This is a genomic window from Streptomyces sp. NPDC091272, assembly GCF_044757485.1.
In the GTDB taxonomy this organism is placed as follows: Bacteria; Actinomycetota; Actinomycetes; order Streptomycetales; family Streptomycetaceae; genus Streptomyces.
In genome coordinates this window covers 886,317-900,419 of sequence record NZ_JBIVVC010000002.1, presented here as the reverse complement: position 1 = coordinate 900,419, position 14,103 = coordinate 886,317, and the positions used below count along the sequence as shown (strand labels likewise).

The window sequence follows — 14,103 nt, the reverse complement described above, 5'->3', positions numbered from 1 at the left end:
GCAGCGGGAGCAGCACCCGTCACCGGGTGGTGGCCCGGAGCAGCCGGAGCAGCACCCGTCACCAGTTTACGCGTCGTCCCGCGTCCACGGGCGCAGCTTCTCCGGGTTGCGGACCGCCCAGATGCGGGAGACGCGGCCATCGGTGATCTCGAACGAGGCCACGGTCATGACGGCCCCGGCCCGCTGGGCCACCAGTCCCGGCGTGCCGTTGACCGACTGCTCCACGAGTGCGAGCCCGGGGGCCTTGTCGGCGATGGCGACCATGTACTGGGCGATGCGCGCGCCGCCCTCGATCGGGCGCAGGGCCGCGCCGACCAGCCCGCCGCCGTCGGCGGTCAGCACGGCGGCCGGGTCGAGGAGGTCGACGAGTGCCGCGATGTTCTTCGTCTCCCAGGCCTCCTTGACCTGCCGTACCGCCCGCGCCGCCTGCCCGGCCGCCGGGGCAGGGGTGTGCGCGTCCCGCACCCGCCGCCGGGCGGACGCGGCGAGCTGCTTGCAGGCCGCGGCGGACCGGTCCAGGACGTCCGCGATCTCGGCGAAGGGGTACCGGAAGACGTCGTGCAGGACGAACGCCACGCGCTCGGCGGGTGTCATCGACTCAAGTACGACGAGGAAGGCCATGGTCACCGACTCGTCCAGGACGAGCCGGTCGGCGGGATCGCCGGAGTCGGCCGGGTCGCCGCCGAGGCGGAGCTCCCGAAGGGCGTGCGCGGGCACCGGGTCGGGCAGCCACGCGCCGACGTAACGTTCCCGCCGGGCGCGTGCCGAGCCGAGCACGTCCAGGCAGACGCGTCCGGTCACCGTCGTGAGCCAGGCGCCGGGGGAGTCGATCTCGTCCTGCCGGCTGCGGGGCAGCGCGTACCAGCGCGCGTAGGCCTCCTGCACGGCGTCCTCGGACTCGGTGAGTGAACCGAGCAACCGGTAGGCCACATTCATGAGTTGACCGCGCTCAGCGGCAAGGCGAGCGGCCGATCGGTCGGTCATGTCGTCCGCCGTGCGGGCCGTGCGGGCTGTACCGACCGTGTCGGCCGCGCCCGCTCCTGTTGTCCCCATGCCCCGGCCACCCCTCGCCTTACCTTTCGCGGGCCCGTCTCGTCGGGCTGTTGAAACCTTATCGATCAACGGAATCGGGGACCGCGAGATGACCACGCAGCTGACGCAGACGGACCGCACGGCACAGGCACGGGTACGCCTCCACTTTCCGCTCCTGCGGGCCACGGTCGCCCTCCAGACCCTGACGATCTTCATCCAGGCGGTCTCCGCCGGCATGCTGCTGACCTCGTCGTACGGTGAGGCGCTGCACAGCGTCGGGGCCCGCGTGATGTACGGGGCGACGATGCTGTACCTGCTCGCGGCGGTGCTGGCGTGGAAGCCGGGCGGCGGCCCGCTGCGGCCCGTCCTGCACGCGTCGGGCTTCCTGGTGCTGGCCTCGGCCCAGGTCGCGCTCGGCATCGCGCACGTACCGTCGGTGCATCTCCCGCTGGGTGTCCTGATGTTCGGACTGAGCCTGGTGGCGCTGGCGCGGCGGGAAGCAGCGGGTGCGGGGCGGTAGCGGGGCCAGCGGGTGCGGTAGCGGGGCGAGCGGGTGCGGGGCGGGGCGGGCGGGTGCGGTGCGGTCCCTTTTCAGGCCGCGGCCCGTGCCCGTCCCGGCAGGGTCAGGTAGTAGAGCTCCAGCGACTCGTCGGGCCCGACCTCGTACCGGTTCATCACCTTGCTGAGCGGGCTGCGGACCATGCCGTCCCCCATGCGCACGCCGACGCGCTGTTGGAAGTAGTCCCGCTCGTACTCGCCGAGATCGAGCCACGTCGCGCCCGCGTTGCGTACGAGGACCTCTCCCACGTACGCGCCGAGCCCGAACAGATTGCGCGAAAGGTCCACGGGTACCGACGCGCGGTCCCGCAACTCGTCGATGAGGAAGTCCACGATCCGCAGACTCTTCACAGAGAAATCCAACGGCAACCGATTGCCCGTGGTCACCCGTTCCACATATCCCTGAGCAATGTGCCGCATGTCCGCGGCCCCCGGTCTCCGCTTCTGTCGTCCGTTTCCTGTCACGGCTCTTTACCCCTCCCCATCGGCGCACATTCGTTCCACGCGGGCACGGCCCGCACCCCCCACTCACCAAAGCGAACCCCGTCGCGGAACTGTCACACCTGGTGCCCGTGGCCCTTCTCACGCATTCAGTTCCCGTACCGCGTACAACCTTTCGCCGCCGCTGTTCGGCTCTGCTCACAACTTGTGGCTCTTTTCGCCGCGTTGGCGGTCTTGCGGCCGAACACGTCGAATTCCCCGGATGTCCCGTACCGGTGCCGGCGGGGTGGGGGTGCCACCCGGGCGGCCCCACTGGGCGGCCAGGCTCCGCAGCCCCCGCCGGGCGGCCATCCGTACCGCCCCCGGCTGTTTGCCGAGCACGCGGCCCGCCGCCGGGCTGTCGAGGCCGATGACGACCCGGAGCAGGACGGCCTCGCCCTGGTCGGCGGGCAGCCGGGCGATGAGCTTCAGCACGTGTGCGGTGGCCAGCGCGTCCAGCACCACCTCGGCCGCGTCCCGGTCGGCGGGCTCCGCCTCGGCGCCGCAGACCTCCCAGGAGATCCCCTGCGGCCGGGCCCGTACCTGCCGCAGATGGTCGACGGCCCGGTTGCGGGCGACCGCCCGCACCCAGCCGCGAAAGGCGGTCCCGTCGCCCCGGAACTGCCCGATGTCCCGGCTGATGTGCAGCCACGCGTCGGAGGCGACGTCCTCCGCCTCCTCCCCGACCAGCGTCCTCAGGTAGGCCACCAGCTTCGGCTGGACGAGCTTGAACAGCGCGGAGAACCCTTCCTCCTCACCGCCCCGGGCGCCCTCGACCGCCGCACTCAGCTCCGCCGCGTCCGCGTCCGGGTGTCTCTCACTGACGGACACACATTCCTCTTCACGACCGCTGGCACTGCGCATCGTGCCCATGGGCGCGGGAAGCGGCCCTCGCACAGGAGATCCACAGCTTCCACGGCGCCGCTACTCGTACCACAGCCGGTACGGGTCTGTAAGGCGAGTTCACATAGCACCCGAAAAGCTGTCGAACCCGGTCCCGTCACCCGTCCGCACATCTCCCCGGGCCGTGTGGGGCGCGCCGTGCCAGCATCGGCCGGGGAGGGCCGTCAGGCCCGGGGGCGCGGGAGGGCCCGAGGGACACGGAAGAGAGTGGTTGCTGTGGCGAAGGCATATCTGGTGGGCAGCGGGATCGCGTCCCTGTCCGCGGCGGCGTTCCTGATCAGGGAAGCGGGCTTCTCCGGCACGGACATCGTGATCCTGGAGGAACAGGACCGCGAGGGCGGCAGCCTGGACGCCGCGGGGTCCCCGGAGACCGGGTACACGATGCGCGGCGGTCGCATGTTCGAGCTGCACTTCGAGTGCACCTACGACCTGCTGTCGTCGATCCCCTCGCTGGACGACCCGTCGAAGTCGGTCACCGAGGACACCTTCGCCTTCCACGAGGACTTCGCGTGGAACGACCACGCGCGACTGGTCGACGCCGAGGGCAACGTCATCGACGCGCACTCGATGACCTTCTCCGAGCGCGACCGCCTCGAACTCGTCACCGCCTCCGCCACCCCGGAGTTCCACCTGGACGGCAAGCGGATCAGCGACCTCTTCCACGAGGAGTTCTTCGGTACGAACTTCTGGGCGATGTGGTGCACCACCTTCGCCTTCGAGCCCTGGCACAGCGCGATCGAGTTCCGGCGCTACCTCAACCGCTTCGTGCACCTCTTCAAGACCTTCGACAGCATGTCGGGGATCTACCGTACGAAGTTCAACCAGTTCGACTCGATCGTCAGGCCGCTGCTGAAGTGGCTGACCGACGAGGGCGTCACCGTCCAGCTCGGCACCAAGGTGACCGACCTGCGGCTGGCGGAGGGCGACGCGCTGACCGTGGAGGCCGTGGCCGTCGAGCGCGGCGGGAGCGTCGAGGAGATCACCGTGGCCGCCGACGACCTGGTGATGGTCACCAACGGGTCGATGACCGCCAACTCCACGCTGGGCGACACCGACACCGCGCCCGTACTGGACACCACCACGCCCAGCGGCGCGTGGGAACTGTGGGAGACCCTCGCGGCGAAGCGGCCGGGCCTCGGCGACCCGCACGTCTTCGACTCCTCCGTGTCCGACTCCACCTGGGAGTCCTTCACCGTCACCACGAAGGACCCGTCCTTCTTCGAGCTGATGGAGAAGTTCAGCGGCAGCGAGGCGGGCAAGGGCGGCCTGATCACCTTCAAGAACTCCAGTTGGCTGCTGACCATCGTCCTCAACCACCAGCCGCACTTCCGTGACCAGCCCGAGGACACCTTCGTGTGGTGGGGCTACGCCCTCTTCCCGGACAAGGAGGGCGACTTCGTCAAGAAGAAGATGCGGGACTGCACCGGGCGGGAAATCCTCGAAGAGGTGCTGCACCACCTGCCGTTCGGGCAGGAGCAGCGCGCGACGATCCTGGACGGGTCGATCGTCATTCCGGCGCTGATGCCTTACATCACCAGCCAGTTCCTGGTCAGGGACACGGGGGACCGGCCGCAGGTCGTACCGAAGGGCTCCACGAACCTGGCCTTCATCGGGCAGTACGCGGAGGTCCCCGACGACGTGGTGTTCACGGTCGAGTACTCGGTACGCACCGCGTGGACGGCCGTCGCGGGGCTGCTGGGCCTCGACCGGCAGCCGCCGCCGGTCTACAAGGGGCAGCACAACCCGAGGGTGCTCATCGAGGCGATCCAGACGCTGCACCGGCGCTGAGCGGGGGGCTGCCCGGAGGCCGCACCGGCGCTGAGGGGGGGGGTGCCCAGAGGCTGCCCCGGCGTTGAGGGCGGCTGCCCGGAGGCCGCACCGGCGTTGCCGATCACGTCCGATTCGTTCAAGAGGACGGGTGTTGCGGCCCACTATCCTCACGGCCATGACCAGCACCGGCAGAGAATCACGCCACCTCAGCGTCCATGTCGACCGTACGGCCGACGAGGTCTACGCGTACGCGTCGGACCCGGTGAACCTGCCCGCCTGGGCCCACGGCCTGGGCGGCTCCGTCGAGAAGATCGACGGCCGGTGGGTCGCCGAGTCCCCGATGGGGCGGGTCGTGGTGGCCTTCGCGCCGCACAACGAGCTGGGCGTGCTCGACCACGACGTCACGCTGCCGTCCGGGGAGACCGTGTACAACCCGGTCCGGGTGATCCGTGACGGCACGGGGAGCGAGGTGGTCTTCACCCTTCGCCGGCAGCCGGAGATGAGTGACGCCGACTTCGAGCGGGACGCCGAGACGGTGGCCGGCGATCTGGACCGGCTGCGGGGGCTGCTGGAGTCCGCGTAGGGATCGGCCGACGGCCGGGCGAGACCGCTCATGGGTCGGCCGACGGCCGGTGGGCAGCCGCAGCCCTGCCCGGCCCCGTCCCTAACTCAGCTCCGCCGCCGCCCTGCGCAGTTCGTCGAGTGCTGCCCGCGTGTACGTGGTCAGCTCGCCGGGATCCTGGTCGTGCTCGGGGGCGGCCCACCGGCTGAACCCGGTCTTGAACGCGAGTACGCCGAGCTCGGCGGCCACCTGCGCGGCGGGCCCCGCCACGCCCCGCAGGCGCAGCGCGTCGGCCATCACCGCGGCCATTCCCACGCTCTTCAGCGCGTCGCGCTCCCGCAGTTCCTCGTTCGCCTCGATCGCCGCGTGCAGCAGCGGACCGAGCTCGCGGTTGAACGAGGTCATCTCGCCCGACGCGCGCTCCAGGCCGACGGCGACGGCGGTCATCGGTGTCGCGTCGGGCGGGGCGGCGGCGATGCCCTCGGCCAGCAGGACGCTGAGGGCCTTCTGGCCCGCGGTGAGGATCTCCCGCTTGTCGCCGAAGTGGCGGAAGAAGGTGGAGCGCGTGAGCTCCGCCCGCTCGGCGATCTGGGCGACGGTCGTGTTGTCGAAGCCCTGCTCGGCGAAGAGTCCCAACGCCGCCGCGACGAGGCGCTGGCGGGCATCCGGCTTCCATCTGGGCATATGTACAGCCTACCTGATGCGACAGGTGTCGCATCAGGTGTACGGTGATGGGACACCCGTCCCATCACCTTCCACTCCTTGCCTTCGTCCCCTCACCCACCCCCCGGGAGTTCCCATGCGTGTCTTCATCACCGGCGGTACGGGCGTGATCGGCACGCCCGTCGTCGCCGAACTGCTCGGCGCGGGCCACACGGTCACCGCTCTCGCCCGTTCCGACGCCTCGGCGGCGGGTGCCGAGGCCGCGGGTGCCGACGTGCTCCGCGGTGGTCTCGCCGACCTCGACGTGCTGCGCGCGGGCGCCGAGCAGGCGGACGGGGTGATCCACCTCGCGTTCAGCAACGACTTCAGCTCGCCCGAGGCGGTCGCGCGGTCGATCGACGAGGAGGCGGCGGCGCTCGGCGCGCTCGGTGACGCACTCGTCGGCACGGGCCGGCCCCTGGTCACCGTCTCCGGGACGCCCTTCGCCCCCGGGCGCCTCGCCACGGAGGACGACCCGCTGCCGACCGAGGGGATCGTGGCGGGCCGCGGCCGGTCGGTGAACCGCGTACTCGAACTCGCCTCCCGGGGCGTGCGCACCTCCGCGGTAAGGCTGCCGCGCACCGTCCACCACGAGGGCAAGGGCGGGTTCGCCGGCCTGCTGACCGACATCGCCCGCCGGACGGGCGTCTCCGGCTACCCCGGGGACGGCGCCCAGCGCTGGCCCGCGGTGCACGCGATCGACGCCGCCGTCCTGTTCCGGCTCGCACTGGAGAAGGCCCCGGCCGGCACCGCGTGGCACGCGGTCAACGACGAGGGCGACGCGGTTGCCGACATCGCCGCGGTCATCGGCCGACGGCTCGGCGTCCCGGTGCAGTCGGTCCCCGAGGAGAGCTTCGGCCCCCTCGGTCCCGTCTTCGCCATGGACCAGCCCGCGACCTCGGCCCACACCCGCGGCGCACTCGGCTGGGAACCGACCCACCCGCGCCTGCTCCAGGACCTGGAGAACATCCAGCCGTAGAGCGGTACGGGGGACGGGGTGAGGGCCCGGCCGCGTCCTGCGTGCGGCCGGGCCCAAGTGGCGTACGGGAACTAGCAGTTACCGCTCGCCGGCTTCCCCGCGAAGCGGTCGTCCAGCCAGCTCATGGCCGGGAACGCGCCCACCGTCACCCCGCCGATGTGTTCGAGCAGCGGGTGCGTCCGCCACTGCACCTTCGCGCCCGCCCCGCACCAGTCGGTGCGCAGCTGCTGGCCGACCTTGTACGGAATCAGCTCGTCGAGGGCCCCGTGGTAGAGGTACACCGGATGGTCGGGTGCGTGGGTGCCCAGCTTGGAGGCGGCCAGGGCGGCCTTCCAGTCGGGGGCCTCCAGGGGGTTGGTGGTCGTGACCTCGCTGATGCGCTTGAAGGGGGCGGAGATCGCGTTGATCGCCACGCAGTTCTTCCGCATGAGGGAGACGTACGCCTTGCCCTGCGCGTTGAGGTACGAGTCCAGCTTCAGCTCCGGGTACGCCGTGTCGTGACCGGCCGCCGCCATCAGGATCAGACCGGCCCCGAGATTGCCGTCGTTGAACTTCGCGACCTCCATCAGGTCCGCCGGGACACCGCCGGTCGCCGTCCCCTTCACGTTGAGTTCAGGCGCGTACGAGTCGTGCAGCTCGGCCGCCCAGCTGCTGGCCTGGCCGCCCTGCGAGTAGCCCATGATGCCGACGGGTGAGGAGGCGGTGAGCCCGGTCCTGCCGGCCGGGAGCTTCAGCGCGGCGCGGGCCGCGTCGAGGACCGCCTGGCCCTCCGCCCTGCCGACCGTGTAGGTGTGGTCGCCCGGGGTGCCCAGACCCTCGTAGTCGGTGACCGCCACCGCCCAGCCGCGCTGCACGGCCTGGTTGATGAGGGTGGCCTCGACCGTCGTCCCGTACGGGAAGCCGGCGCTCGGTGCGCACTGGTCACCCATGCCGACGGTGCCGACGGCGTACGTGACGAGCGGGCGCGGACCCTTCCTGCCGTCCTTCGGGACGATGACCGTGCCGGAGACCGTGTTCGGGGCGCCCTTCGCGGTCGTCGAGCGGTACTCGATGTGCCAGGCGTCGGTGTTCGTGGGCTGGAGGGGGAGCGGGTGGAAGGAGGTGGGGGAGGTGGAGACCAGGTCGCCGGGGGCGGAGGCGGCGGCGGGAGCGGGGGCCGGGGCGGGCGCAGGGGCGTCGGCCGTCGCCGTCGCGGCGGTCGGCAGTGCGGCGGACAGGGCGAGGGCTGCTGCTGCCGCGAGCACTCTGTGACGTACGGACATACGGCTCTCCCTACGAGCGGGTGGGGGGGGTGCACGGTCGTAGGGGAAACGTAGTGACCGGTGAGTAAGAAACGCTCTGACCGGAATGCTCAGCTTCACTGACGCGGCGTCGCAGGAACGGGGGAACGGGGAACGGGGGAACGGGGAACGGGGAACGGGGGTCACCCGGCCGCGCCCCTTTTTGAGGCCGAGGGCCGGACCACCGGCCTCACGGTTCGCGCAGAGCGCTCCCGCCGGGCGGCGTCCCGCTCACCCGGTACGCCCCCGGTGTCGTGCCCGTCCACCTCCGGAACGCCCGGTGGAAGCTGGTGTCCTCCGAGAAGCCCAGCCTCGCCGCCAGTTCGGCGATCGGCTCGCGGCCCTCGGCCAGGCCCGCTATCGCCGCGTCCCGCCGTACCGCGTCCTTGAGCTGCTGGAACGAGGTGTTCTCGCGTTCCAGACGGCGCCTGAGCGTCGCCGGGCTGACGGCCAGCCGGGCCGCCGTGTCGGTGAGGGAGGGCAGCCGCGGACCGGCCCGCAGGGCCTGCGCCAGCGAGCGGCGGACCTGCTCGGCGACGGTCGTCCCGTACTCGCGCCGGGTGAGGAGGTCGAACGGCGCGCGGTGCAGCAGCGCGTCGAGCGAGGGCTCGTCCCGCACGAGGGGCGCGGCCAGCCAGTGCACGTCGAAGCCCGCCGCCGTGCGCGGGGCGCCGAACCTGACCCGGCAGCCGAAAAGCGTCTCGTACTCGTCCTTGTGGGGCGGCGGCGGATAGCCGAACTCCGCCCAGCGCAGCGGGATCCGGCTGCCGGTCAGCCAGCTGCACAGCCGGTGCCAGATGATCAGCACGCACTCGGTGAGGAACCGGTCCTCGTCGGTGTCGAGGTCGTTGTGCACGGTGAGGACCGCTTCGGTGGGCGTACGGGTCAGGCGAAGGTCGGGGCCGCCGTCGAAGAGCGCGTAGAAGGCGGTGCCGCGTTCGGTCGCACGGCCCAGGTCGGGGCAGGCCAGCGCCGCGTAACACATCATCGCGAAGGTGCCGGGGCGGCTGGGCGCCGACGCCAGGCCCAGGAACTCGTCCTGCGTGGCGCGGTACAGCGCACGGAAGAGGCGGGCGAACTGGACGGTGGTGATCCGGGCCCGGTCGTCGCCGAGCAGCAGCGGCGGGATGTGCGCGGCCTGGAGCAGGGGGACGGTGTCGGCGCCCGCGCGCTCGGCCCCGCGCAGTACGGCGCGTACGTGGTGCACGGTGATCGTCCGCTTACCCATGACGTGACGGTAGCGGCTTTGAGCGCGCGGGTCAGCGGGGGTGACGCTTCCCGTCATCTCCCGTGGCCGGATGCGTACTTACCGTCGGGTCATGACGGAGACGACGAGCACACCGGCGCCGCTGCTGCCCCGCCCCGCGGTCCTGTCCGGGTTCACCGAGTGGGCGGGCGCCCGGTACGGGGAGCTTCCCGCCCTCCGCGCCAGGGGCGCCGAGCCGGTCTCGTACGCCGGGCTGCGCGACACGGTACGGGAGATCGGGTGCGCCCTGATGGCCGCCGGGGTGGCCGCGGGCGACCGGGTGGGCATCCTCGCGGAGACCGGCGTCGGATGGACCTACGCGCACTTCGCGGTGCTGGCGGTGGGCGGGGTCGTGGTCCCGGTGTATCCGACGGCCGGCGCGGGGGAGATCGCCTGGGTGCTGGGCGACTCGGGCACGAGCCTGGTCCTGTGCGAGGACGCCGGGCAGGCGAGCCGGGTACGGGCGGTGGCGCCGGGCCCGCGCACCCTGCTCCTGCCGGAACTGACCGCCCTGCCCCGGGACGGGGTGAGCGTGGCGGACCTCCTCGCCCGTGCCGCCTCCGTCGCCCCCGAGGACCTCTGCTCCCTCGTCTACACCTCCGGCACCACCGGGCCCCCCAAGGGCTGCCGGCTCACCCATGCCAATTTCGCTGCCGTCCTCGACGGCGCCGCCGAGACCATCGCGGGTGGTCCGGGGGACGTCACGTACCTCTATCTCCCGCTCGCCCATCTCCTCGCCCAGCTGATCGAGTTCAACACCCTCGTGTTCGGCGGGGAGCTGTGCTACTTCGGCGGGCGGATCGAGGACGTCGTCGGGGAGCTGGCCGAGGTGCGGCCCACCCATCTGCCCTCCGTACCGCGCCTGTTCGAGAAGGTGCACTCCGTGGTGCTGGGGCTGGCCGAGTCCCAGGAGGGCGGCAGGGCGCGGTTCGACGAGGCCGTGCGGATCGGGGTGCTCGCGGCGGAAGGCCGGCTCCCGGAAGCCGACCGTCCGGCCTACGAGGCGGCGGAGGAGTCGCTGTACGGACTCGTGCGCGGCGCCTTCGGCGGCCGGCTCCGGTGGGCGCTCACCGGTGGCGCCCCGATCGCCCCGGGGACCCTCGACTTCCTGCGGGCCTGCTCGATCCCGGTGTACGAGGGGTACGGGATGACCGAATCGGGCGGGGTCATCTCCCTCAACCGGCCCGGCGCCGCCCGCCCCGGCACGGTGGGCCGCGCCTACCCCGGCTGCGAGATCCGCACGGCCGACGACGACGAGGTGCTGGCCCGGGGCGCAATGGTGTTCTCCGGGTACTACGGGAACGACGCCGCCACCGGTGCGACCCTCGACGAGGAGGGCTGGTTGCACACCGGTGACCTGGGGTTCCTCGATGCGGACGGGTTCCTCACCATCACCGGTCGCAAGAAGGACCTGATCATCACGTCCTCGGGCAAGAACCTCACCCCTTCGCTCGTGGAGCACGCGCTCCAGCAGTCGCGGTACGTCTCGCACGCCGTGCTGGTCGGCGACCGCAGGCCGCACCCGGTCGCGCTGATCACCCTGGAGGCGGACGAGCTCGCCGGCTGGGCGGCGCGGGAGGGGCACGCGCTGGGGGAGCGACCCGGCAGCCATCCCGCCGTACGGGAGCTGGTGCGCCACGCCGTCGAGGCCGCCAACGCGCAACTCTCCCGGCCCGCCCGCGTGCGCGCCTTCGCCGTGCTGGACGAGGACTTCAGCATCGAGGGTGGGGCACTCACGCCGACGCTCAAGGTGCGGCGGAAGGCCGTTCTGGAGCGCTACGCGGCAGAGATCGAGGAACTCTACGCACCTTCGCACCACTCGGGGGAGCCGCCCGCCGAACCGCGCCCGTGAACTGCGTGCACAGCCAGGAGCCCTGACCCGTCATTGCCCGTGAACAGGCAGGAGCCCTGATCCGAATGAACGGATCAGGGCTCCTTGGGTACTGCTGTTCAATGACCGCGATCGGTCATTCCCGTCAAGCCGAGACTTAGGCGGGGGTGACGTTCTCCGCCTGCGGGCCCTTCGGGCCCTGCGTGACGTCGAAGTTCACGAGCTGGTTCTCCTCAAGCGAGCGGAAACCAGCCGCGTTGATCGCGGAGTAGTGGACGAAGACATCCGGGCCGCCGCCGTCCTGGGCGATGAAGCCGAAGCCCTTTTCAGCGTTGAACCACTTGACGGTTCCGGTAGCCATAAGCCCTCCCATGGGCCAAAGGGTTGCCCTGCTCCAGAACCTACAAGGAAGTCTGAAAACAAAAGCCTGCGGGGTTACATGCTCCGCAGGCTCTGTACTGCAAGGGAAACCAAACTGCAACTTGCGGGCGAGCCTAGCACGCACCCTGAGGCGAGCGGTAGAGGGAAAGATCACGTCACCCGGATGTTTGACGCGGGCGTGTCGGCTGACGTCAGAAGGGGTGCGGAGGGAGCTACGGACGGGGTGCGGGCGAGGTGCGCGCGGGCGTCCGGGCCCCCGGAGGGGCCCTCCGTGCGGACCGGGTCTAGCCTGCAGGATGTGGACAATTCAACCGCTGGCGAGCTGACGCCGAACCGCACCCGGCCCCGCGTCGGCCACATCCAGTTCCTGAACTGCGTACCCCTCTACTGGGGTCTCGCGCGGACCGGAACCCTGCTGGACCTTGAGCTGACCAAGGACACCCCCGAGCGGCTCAGTGAACAGCTCATCCGCGGCGACCTCGACATCGGTCCCGTCACCCTCGTGGAGTTCCTGCGCAACGCCGACGACCTGGTCGCCTTCCCCGACCTCGCGGTCGGCTGCGACGGCCCGGTGATGTCCTGCGTGATCGTCTCCAAGGTGCCCCTGGCGGAGCTCGACAAGGCCCGGGTGGCCCTGGGGTCGACCTCGCGGACCTCGGTGCGCCTCGCGCAGCTGCTGCTTGCCGAGCAGTACGGCGTCGAGCCCGACTACTACACCTGCCCGCCGGACCTCTCGCTGATGATGCGGGAGGCGGACGCCGCCGTGCTGATCGGTGACGCCGCGCTGCGGGCCTCGCTGCACGACGCCCCCCGGCTCGGCCTCCAGGTCCACGACCTGGGGCAGATGTGGAAGGAGTGGACGGGGCTGCCGTTCGTCTTCGCGGTGTGGGCGGCCCGCAAGGACTACCTGGCGCGCGAGCCGCACCACGTGGCGAAGGCGCACGAGGCGTTCCTGGCCTCCCGCGACCTCTCGCTCGCCGAGGTCGACCGGGTGGCCGAGCAGGCCGCGCGCTGGGAGGACTTCGATGCCGCGCTCCTGGAGAAGTACTTCACCACGCTGGACTTCCGCTTCGGCGCCGCCCAGATCGAGGGCGTGCGGGAGTTCGCGCGCCGCACCGGTGAGACCACCGGCTACCCGGCGGACGTCTCGGTGACCCTGCTCGGGGAGTGAGCCATGGCGGCCCCTCGGCCGGGGGACGCGCCCCCCCGCGCTCTCCTCGCGGGCCGGGCCCGGCCGCGCGGGGTCACGGGTGGGGGACGGGCGCCTTCAGGCGGGCGCTGATCCAGCTGAGGCTGCTCGCCTCCATGCCCTTCACGTACGTCGCCGGGCTGTGGATGCCGTTCGGGACGACCTCCAGGTGCGTCTTGACCGGGCCCTTGCCGTACTCCCGGATGAACTTGTTGACCCGCGGCTGGAGGGTCTCCGTGCTGCCGACCTGGAACGCCAGGTACACGTCGGGGGCGCCCGGCTTCTTGATCAGGGCGCCGGCCAGTGCCCGTGGGTCGTTGGCGCGCTTCTCCGCCGGGTGGCCCTTCCACATCGGGGAGTCCGGCACGATGTCCGGGCCCGAGGAGATCGCCGCCTTGAACCGCTCCGGGTGTTTCAGTACGGACTTCAGCGCGACGAATCCGCCGGACGACGAGCCCATGAAAGCCCAGCCGTCCCGCGAATTGAACGTACGGAAATTCGCCCTGACGAAATCGGGAACGTCCTCCGTCATCCAGGTGCCCATCCTGGGCCGGCCCGGGATGTCGCTTCCGTCGTAGTACCGCTTTGCCGGATTCAGTACGGGCATGACGACGACGAAGGGCAGACTCGTCCCTTCCTCGGACATCCGGGCGACGGTGTCCAGGAAGGTATTGCTCGGATTCGCCCAGTAATTGCTGTTGAATCCGTACGATCCGGGCAGTGCGATCAGCACCGGAAAGCCGCTGTTCGCGTACTCGGGGTCGAAGTACTGCTTCGGCGCCCACACCCACACCTTGCCGGTGACCCCGGACTTCGAGCCCTTCAGGGTCGTCTGGGCGACCTTCGTGCCGTCGTCCAGGGTGCGATGGACGGAGAAGTCGGCGCGCGGCCCCATCGGCATCCGGCTGACTCCGTCGTCGGAGACCGCCGTCCGGTTGAGCCCCTGGTGCTGTGTCGAACCGCCGTCGCCCGCGGTGTTGAAGTCGAAGGGGGAGCCCTCGTCCGAACAGCCGGTCAGGGACAGCGCCAAGGCCGAGCCGATCAGGGTGACGGCTATCAGGCGGCGGCTGGCCAGGCGTTTCATGAGCGGGCTCCGGGCGGGGGCGGTGGAGGGAGGCGGGGGACGGGCACGGCGATTTCGTACAAGGAGATGCGGCCCGCGGGCCAACGGTTCGCCGACTGTCCGACTT

The 14,103-nt window shown here is 71.2% G+C and carries 14 protein-coding genes; 6 read left to right on the top strand and 8 right to left on the bottom strand.

Going from position 1 to position 14,103, the window contains the following annotated elements; genetic code table 11:
- Nucleotides 1–66 precede the first annotated feature (66 nt).
- Nucleotides 67–984 (bottom strand): RNA polymerase sigma factor SigJ, encoded by a 918-nt coding sequence (gene sigJ / locus ACIQM4_RS08885; protein ID WP_401587899.1) that lies wholly within the window; start codon nt 982–984, stop codon nt 67–69.
- A gap of 157 nt (nt 985–1,141) precedes the next feature.
- Between sigJ and ACIQM4_RS08880 the strand changes: the two genes are divergently transcribed.
- The gene (locus ACIQM4_RS08880; protein WP_401587896.1) at nt 1,142–1,552 is read left to right on the top strand and encodes a hypothetical protein; all 411 of its coding nucleotides are present in this window, start codon (nt 1,142–1,144) and stop codon (nt 1,550–1,552) included.
- A gap of 71 nt (nt 1,553–1,623) precedes the next feature.
- Here the strand turns inward: ACIQM4_RS08880 and ACIQM4_RS08875 are convergent, their stop codons facing one another.
- A complete protein-coding gene (locus ACIQM4_RS08875) occupies nt 1,624–1,941 on the bottom strand; it encodes a hypothetical protein (protein ID WP_401587893.1) in 318 nt (105 codons plus the stop codon).
- A 288-nt stretch (nt 1,942–2,229) separates the two neighbouring features.
- Nucleotides 2,230–2,901 (bottom strand): RNA polymerase sigma factor, encoded by a 672-nt coding sequence (locus ACIQM4_RS08870; protein WP_401587891.1) that lies wholly within the window; start codon nt 2,899–2,901, stop codon nt 2,230–2,232.
- A 279-nt stretch (nt 2,902–3,180) separates the two neighbouring features.
- Between ACIQM4_RS08870 and ACIQM4_RS08865 the strand changes: the two genes are divergently transcribed.
- Together ACIQM4_RS08865 and ACIQM4_RS08860 are read left to right on the top strand one after the other, a co-directional pair.
- Entirely contained in the window at nt 3,181–4,761 is a 1,581-nt protein-coding gene (locus tag ACIQM4_RS08865; RefSeq protein ID WP_401587889.1) for an oleate hydratase, read from the top strand.
- A 157-nt stretch (nt 4,762–4,918) separates the two neighbouring features.
- A complete protein-coding gene (locus ACIQM4_RS08860) occupies nt 4,919–5,326 on the top strand; it encodes an SRPBCC family protein (RefSeq protein WP_401587886.1) in 408 nt (135 codons plus the stop codon).
- A gap of 81 nt (nt 5,327–5,407) precedes the next feature.
- Here the strand turns inward: ACIQM4_RS08860 and ACIQM4_RS08855 are convergent, their stop codons facing one another.
- Nucleotides 5,408–5,989, bottom strand: coding sequence for a TetR/AcrR family transcriptional regulator (locus ACIQM4_RS08855; protein WP_401587884.1), 582 nt, complete (start codon nt 5,987–5,989; stop codon nt 5,408–5,410).
- Between the two features lie 115 nt (nt 5,990–6,104).
- On the opposite strand from ACIQM4_RS08855, the gene ACIQM4_RS08850 reads away from it, so the two are divergent.
- On the top strand, nt 6,105–6,986 hold the full coding sequence (locus ACIQM4_RS08850) for an SDR family oxidoreductase (RefSeq protein WP_401587881.1): 882 nt from the start codon (nt 6,105–6,107) through the stop codon (nt 6,984–6,986).
- A gap of 71 nt (nt 6,987–7,057) precedes the next feature.
- Here ACIQM4_RS08850 and ACIQM4_RS08845 read toward each other — a convergent pair whose 3' ends face one another.
- Together ACIQM4_RS08845 and ACIQM4_RS08840 are read right to left on the bottom strand one after the other, a co-directional pair.
- Nucleotides 7,058–8,248: a lipase family protein gene (locus ACIQM4_RS08845; RefSeq protein ID WP_401587878.1), complete on the bottom strand. Its 1,191-nt coding sequence runs from the start codon at nt 8,246–8,248 to the stop codon at nt 7,058–7,060.
- 208 nt (nt 8,249–8,456) lie between these two features.
- The gene (locus tag ACIQM4_RS08840; protein WP_401587875.1) at nt 8,457–9,494 is read right to left on the bottom strand and encodes an AraC family transcriptional regulator; all 1,038 of its coding nucleotides are present in this window, start codon (nt 9,492–9,494) and stop codon (nt 8,457–8,459) included.
- A 91-nt stretch (nt 9,495–9,585) separates the two neighbouring features.
- Between ACIQM4_RS08840 and ACIQM4_RS08835 the strand changes: the two genes are divergently transcribed.
- Complete coding sequence (locus ACIQM4_RS08835) at nt 9,586–11,364, top strand: AMP-dependent synthetase/ligase (protein ID WP_401587872.1); 1,779 nt, start codon at nt 9,586–9,588, stop codon at nt 11,362–11,364.
- A 136-nt stretch (nt 11,365–11,500) separates the two neighbouring features.
- On the opposite strand, the gene ACIQM4_RS08830 is transcribed toward ACIQM4_RS08835, so the two are convergent.
- Entirely contained in the window at nt 11,501–11,704 is a 204-nt protein-coding gene (locus ACIQM4_RS08830) for a cold-shock protein (RefSeq protein ID WP_112451444.1), read from the bottom strand.
- 318 nt (nt 11,705–12,022) lie between these two features.
- On the opposite strand from ACIQM4_RS08830, the gene ACIQM4_RS08825 reads away from it, so the two are divergent.
- A complete protein-coding gene (locus tag ACIQM4_RS08825; protein WP_401587867.1) occupies nt 12,023–12,895 on the top strand; it encodes a menaquinone biosynthetic enzyme MqnA/MqnD family protein in 873 nt (290 codons plus the stop codon).
- A gap of 73 nt (nt 12,896–12,968) precedes the next feature.
- On the opposite strand, the gene ACIQM4_RS08820 is transcribed toward ACIQM4_RS08825, so the two are convergent.
- The gene (locus tag ACIQM4_RS08820) at nt 12,969–13,997 is read right to left on the bottom strand and encodes an alpha/beta hydrolase (protein WP_401587865.1); all 1,029 of its coding nucleotides are present in this window, start codon (nt 13,995–13,997) and stop codon (nt 12,969–12,971) included.
- Between the last annotated feature and the right edge of the window lie 106 nt (nt 13,998–14,103).